General features: G+C 39.3%; 3 protein-coding genes. All 3 read left to right on the forward strand.

The annotated features are described in order from the left end of the window. The first annotated feature begins 98 nt into the window (after positions 1–98). Genes I6F50_RS15035 through I6F50_RS15045 form a run of 3 tightly spaced genes read left to right on the forward strand, consistent with a single transcriptional unit; the run spans position 99 to position 6,435 of the window. Positions 99–1,826, forward strand: a complete 1,728-nt coding sequence (locus I6F50_RS15035) for an autotransporter assembly complex family protein (RefSeq protein ID WP_197176621.1) — start codon at positions 99–101, stop codon at positions 1,824–1,826. Beyond that, complete coding sequence (locus I6F50_RS15040) at positions 1,826–5,515, forward strand: translocation/assembly module TamB domain-containing protein (RefSeq protein ID WP_197176623.1); 3,690 nt, start codon at positions 1,826–1,828, stop codon at positions 5,513–5,515. Before I6F50_RS15035 ends, I6F50_RS15040 begins: the two co-directional genes overlap by 1 nt. A 32-nt stretch (positions 5,516–5,547) precedes the next feature. Beyond that, a complete protein-coding gene (locus I6F50_RS15045; protein ID WP_197176625.1) occupies positions 5,548–6,435 on the forward strand; it encodes a peptidylprolyl isomerase in 888 nt (295 codons plus the stop codon). Positions 6,436–6,567 lie beyond the last annotated feature (132 nt).

Here is a 6,567-nt window from a genome sequence, read left to right on the forward strand (position 1 = left end):
TAGATTGTTATTAAGTTAATGTGTTGCTCATTATGGCTATGCTAATATGCGGGTAATTAACTAGTTTTTTGTAAGATATTAAAAGTAAGGATATTTACTTGTTTATTAAGTTTTTACGTTGCATGTGTGTTGTGAGCGCTTTAATTGCGACAAATAGCTATGCGGCAGAAAAAGTCATAGAAGATTACGAAATTGAAGGGTTAAGTGGCGATTTAGAAAATAACGTAGCTCTTTACCTCAAGCAGTTAATTGGCGAGAAGCCAACCCGTACACTTCGCCGTTATGCTCAAAAACAAGTACAAAATAGCATCAAAGCACTTGGCTATTATAGCCCGACCGTCGAGGTTATTTATGATAAAGACGACAGCGAACTAATTGTTAAAGTTGAACGGGGGCCTGCAACTCGCATAGAAGCAATTAATATTACGCTAAACGGTGATGGTCAAAGCGATACCCAATTACAGGCATTGATTAAAAGCAATCACTTAAAGCAAGGTGATGTTTTAAATCATGGTAAATATGACTCTGCTCATAAAAAAATAGAATCTATGCTACTAGAGCTAGGTTATTTTGATGCTAAGTGGCCAGCGCGCAAATTAGAAGTGTCGCTTAAAAAAAATAGTGCTGTTATTACTTTTATAATTGATACCGGAGTTAGGTATCAGTTTGGCGATATACAAATTGCCAGTAGTACACCCGCTGAAAAATACATACGCTCTATAGCGCCTTTCTCGCAGGGCCAACCTTATAAATCAACACATATTGCTGACTATAACTTGGATTTATCAAGTACCCCTTATTTTGCCAGTGTACGTGTTTATGCTGACATTGCAGCGCGCAAAAACAGCCAAGTACCGATTAAAGTTGAAGTATTACCCAAGCCAGCTAACAGCTATGAAATTGGCGGTGGTTTTAGTACTGACTTAGGGCCCAAGGTGCGTTTTAAATGGAGTAAACCGTGGATCACAGAAGACGGCCATTACCTCGAAACTAATTTAAATGTGGCACAAAAGCAGCAAGATATTTCCATGGCTTATACAATTCCGGTTGATGATCCTAATGATGATTTATGGCGATTCTCTGTCGGTTATAAATTAGAAGATGAGCTCACAAACGACACTTACAGTGAAATATTAACAGGGCAAGTTCAGCGCCAATGGTTGACCGAAAATAAGTGGGTGCGTACTGCATTTTTACGCCGCGACCAAGAAACCTACCGCATCGGTGATGAAGACGAAGAAAGTACCGAAATGTTAATGCCTGGCATTAGCTATGCGCGCAAAAAATCAAAAGGCGGCACGACTCCTTATTGGGGAGAGCAGTGGCTTATATCTGCTGAGTTTGGCTTAGATGATGTGCTTTCGAGTACTAATTTGATTAGGGTGCAAATGCAACATGCATGGCTACGCACTTATTTTGACCGCCACTTGGTGTTTTTAAAAGCGAATGTGGGGGCAATGCTTGTTGATGATATTGAAAACGTACCTTACTCACTGCGCTTTTACGCTGGTGGTGATCAAAGCGTTCGTGGCTTTGCATATCAATCAATATCGCCAGAAAATGATGATGGCGACCTCATCGGTGGTAAATACTTACTAACCAGTACAATAGAGTACAACTATCAGTTTGCTAAAAATTGGCGAGCAGCTTTATTTGTTGATGGTGGTACTGCGACTAATGATTTTTCGGATGACTTTGAAGTAGGTGCTGGTTTTGGTTTTCGCTATTTAACACCAGTAGGCCCTGTGCGTATAGACCACGCTTGGGGATTAACAAAAGAAAGTAAAAGCACACGTTTAAGTATTACCATAGGGCCAGAAATTTAATGTCAGTATTAAAAAAGATAACAGCCGCCGTAAGTGCTATTTTTGTCACGTTAGTTGTTGCACTATTTTGTTTGTTATTTACCGCACCCGGTAATCAATTTATTGCTTATAGTGCAAATAAAGCGGTAGATGGACTACATATTGAAATTAAAGATGGCCGCTTTATTTATAATGACGCCTTTAATGTGCGCTTTGCTAACAACGGGCTGGACTTTAATGCTCAACAATTGAGAATTGATTTGTTTTGGTGGCAGTGCGATGGAATTTGTATAGATAACTTAAGTGCTAAATCTATAAATTTAACATTACCAAAAACTGCAGATTCACAAGAAGAAGCCGCGGCAGAGCCGCTTGAAAAAATTAGCTTACCTTTTAATATTGCTGTAAAAAATATAGCGATAAATAAATTCACTCTAGAGCACCCAAGTGCAAACGTAAGCGTTAATAATTTTAAACTTTCAGCAAAAGCAGAGGGTTCAAAGCTGACGGTTAAAAGCCTGAATATTCCCACCATACTTGTTGCTCTAAAAGAGCAAGAACAAGATGCGAAAACACAAACGGCGCAAAATACTCAAGCGCCTTTAACGCACCTACCCGCATTGCCTAATATAGAATTTACTTCGCCACTTGATTTAGTTGTTGAAGACTTTGAAATAGCTAAAATTACGATTGAGCAAAACGAAGCCCAACATGTTATTGAAAACATCTCGCTGCAATTAAGTGTGGAAGATGCGGTTATTAATTTAGAGTCATTCTCAGCAAAGTATGAACAGTGGCAGCTTAATACGCATCTTAATGCTGAGCTTGCAGGGAATTTGCCCGTGAAAGGGGATGTTGTTTTACAAAGTGACGAGCACCAAGCCAATTTGCAGTTGAATGGCGACTTATCAAATCTAAACTTAAATTTAGAAACGCAGGGGCAATATCCGCTTAGTTTAACGGCAACGGCAAATTTAAAGCAAAAAAACTATCCATTTGAGTTAAATGGAAAAATTAAGCTGTGGCTTATTGATGCACAAAGTAATGAACTTAAAGTACGAAATGTTAGCCTTAACGCACAAGGTAATGCTGACGACTATCAGCTTAGCCTACAGGCGAATAGCCAACTAGGCGCGTACCCAGCTGTTGACTTAAATACCCAATTAAAAGGCAGTCTCACCAAAGCAACTTTACAAGCGCTAAGCATTAAAGCGAACGAAAGCAGTGCAACTATAGAAGCCAATGTTGATTGGCAAAAAGGCATACAGGCTAACTTTAATGGCACGCTTGCTAACTTAAAAGCGCAGTACTTAACTGATGCCGCTACCAGTGATATTTCAGGACAGTTTAAAGGCTCGTTTAATGCAGCTGACGACAAGTGGCAGCTACAAATGAATAATACAAAGTTAAGCGGATTACTTAACGACGTGCCACTAGAATTTGCCTCAAACTTTAAGCTAGACAACACGTTAAAAGCTAATATTGATAGCTTTTATTTAAGTAGCGGCACCAATAAATTAGCACTAAGCGGGCAAGTTGATGATACTTGGCGGGTTGATGGCAAAGTAACGCTAAGAAGTGATGAAAAAGCTAATATTCCATTTACTGCTGACGGCAACGCAAATTTAAAAGTAAGGGGGGAAAGGTTAACGCCCTCTGTTGATTTAGCACTAATACTCGATCGCTTTATTTTTGATGAAATAAACATTAATAAACTATCAGTAAAAGGGCAGTTAGATACCGCAGCCGATTGGCAAACCGATGTTTCGGTAAGTGTTGGTTCGGTGCTTGTAGCCGAACAGCAAATTAATAGCGTTAAAATTGATATTAGCGGCGACAAAACAGATCACCAACTTACGGCATCTATAAATGCCGAGCAAGGCAGTTTAGAGCTTGAAGTTAATGGCAAAATTAATAATACCACTTGGAATGGCGAGCTTAGTAATGTAACGCTCAGCGATAAAAAGCTTAGTTTTAGTAATACTAAAAATATTGCCATTATGGTTAATACGCAAAGTGGCGACTTTGATGTGAGTGCACATTGTTGGGCATCTGAGCAAAGTAAATTATGCATAGACACCTTAGCGCAGTCAAAAAATCTCGGTCAGTTAAATGCTAAACTAAGCAACTTAGCACTTGAAGAACTTAAGCACTTTTTGCCTGACAATATTCGTACTCGCGGTAATATAGCTGGCGATGTGGCACTTAACTGGCAAAGCGGTGCGCTTAAAACATTACGTGCAAATATCGATTCTACTGATTTAACAGCGGTACTTACCTCTGAAGAAGATCGTTTTAAATTACCTATTGAAACATTAAGCATTAGTGCGTTTTCGGATTCTCAAATTGGCAAGCTTGAAGCTAATTTAGAATCAAGTGTGCTTGGGAAAATAAACACACAAATTAATATCGATGATATACAAAATACGCAAGCGCTTAATGGCACCATTAATATCGATAAAATACTCCTTTCAGACTTACAACCTTTTCTTGAAACCCTTGAGCAGTTAAAAGGTGATATTAGCGGGAAAGTGGCGTTAGCTGGTACGTTAAAAGATCCTTTATTAAATGGCGAACTTAATGTGAGCGATATTAGTTTAGAGGGCGAGCAACTACCTATAGCGCTGCAAAAATCAAACATAAACGTATTGTTTGATAAAACAACAGCCACAATAAAAGGCAACTTAAACGACAATCAAGGCGGTAAAATAAATCTCACCGGTGACGTTGATTGGCAAGGTGCGCAACCTGCTGTAAATGTTGCGGTAGTTGGCGAGCAGTTTTATGTACGCGCGCAGCAAGGGGTTACTTTTAAAGTATCGCCGGATTTAAAAATAGGCTTGGCTAATAATGCACTCAAGCTTGCTGGTGAGGTAATTGTGCCTTACGGTCGTATAATGATTGAAGAGCTTCCTGAGGGCGCGGTGCAAGTTAGCGATGATGAAATTATTGTTGATAAAAAAACCGAGGCCACCGAAACAGTTCCGTTTGATTACGACATAGATTTAAAAGTGATTGTTAAAAACGATGTAAAAGTAGAGTCGTTTGGCTTGGAATCAAAAGTTGCGGGTGATTTAGCGATAAAAATGAGTCAAGGTGCGCCAATCATAGCCACAGGTGAGCTTAACTTAATTGAAGGTACTTACTTAGCCTTTGGGCAAGATTTAATAATCAGCACCGGGCAAGTAGGTTTTAGCGGTTCAATTGAACAACCATTTTTAAATATTAAAGCAATACGTAACCCCGACACGACTGCAAATGGTGTCATTGCAGGGGTTACGCTCACGGGTAATGTTGAACAACCAACGCTTAAAATATTTTCTGAGCCTGCGATGGATCAAGCTCAAGCACTCGCATATTTACTTAATGGCCAACCTTTAGGCGATGGAGAAAGTTCGTCAAGCGATGCGATGCTTACGCAGTTATTGCTTTCTCAAGGGGTTAGCCGCAGCGAAGGGGTTGTTTCTAAGGTAGGTGAAACCTTTGGGCTGTCAGATGTAAGTTTAAGCTCATCAGGTAGTGGTGATAGCACCAAAGTAGAAATATCAGGTTACGTAGCACCTAGCTTACAAGTTAAATATAGCGTGGGTGTATTTGATTCGCTCAGTGAAGTGGCTGTGCGTTATCAGTTACTTTCACAGTTATACATAGAAATAACGAGCGGCCTATACCAAAATGTTGATGTGCTATATAAGTTTGACTGGGAATAACAAAAACTATAATAATTATAAGGATATAAGCGATGAAAAAAATTATATTACCAGCTCTGCTTAGTGTTTTATTAAGCGGTTGTGCTCAACAACTAGGTAATGGTGTTGCTAAACAAGAGCTACCTTTATTGAGCGCGAGTGAGGTAATTGCGAGTGCAACAGATAATGACTGGCGAGTAGTGAACGCTCAAAATACTTTAAAGATAACGCTGCCAACGGGCGATGCGTACATTGAGCTTAATGAACTGCTTGCCCCAAAGCACGTTCAAAATATTAAAAAGTTAGCACGAGAAGGGTTTTATAAAAATACCAACGTTTATCGGTTTGTTGAAGGTTTTGTAGCGCAAGGTGGCGACAGTTCGGGTGAAAAGTTAATTAAAACAGCGGATAAAACAGTCCCTGCTGAGTTTTATTTAACAACAAACAAACCACTTAAAATTACTGAGCTAAATGGCGACGGATATGCGCCTGTTACGGGTTTTTTAAACGGCTTTACAGTAGCTCAAAATTCAGCACATACGCAAACATGGCAAGTGCATTGTAGTGGCGTGTTTGCAATGGCGCGCGATAACGATATAAATAGTGCGAGTACGGAGTTTTTTGTAACGATAGGGCAAGGCCCTCGTTACCTTGATAAAAACATTACGGTGTTTGGCCGAGTGCTCGAAGGTATAGAGCATTTTAATCGTTTAGCGCGTACACCAACTGAAGGAAAAGTATTTAACCCAATTACCAATATACAAGTACTTGGCGATATACAAAGCGATAAAAGTATATTTAAAGTGATGAAAACAAACTCATCTGTGTTTAAAAACTTGATCAGTGCTCGTAAAAACCGTATTGAACCATGGTTTGTTAAAGCACATAATTACGTTGATGTGTGTGGTATGCCTATACCCACTAAGCGTGAAGTTAATTAAATATACAAATAGAAAAGGAGCCTAGGCTTAATGCCGATCAGTTAAGAAAATGACCGGTTGACCGATCCAAACGATCATGCAAAATCCGTAGTTAGGAAACTAACTACGGATTTTTTTGTGAATATAGAACAA

It is taken from the genome of Pseudoalteromonas sp. NZS127_1, from assembly GCF_015864295.1.
In the GTDB taxonomy this organism is placed as follows: domain Bacteria; phylum Pseudomonadota; class Gammaproteobacteria; order Enterobacterales; family Alteromonadaceae; genus Pseudoalteromonas; species Pseudoalteromonas arctica.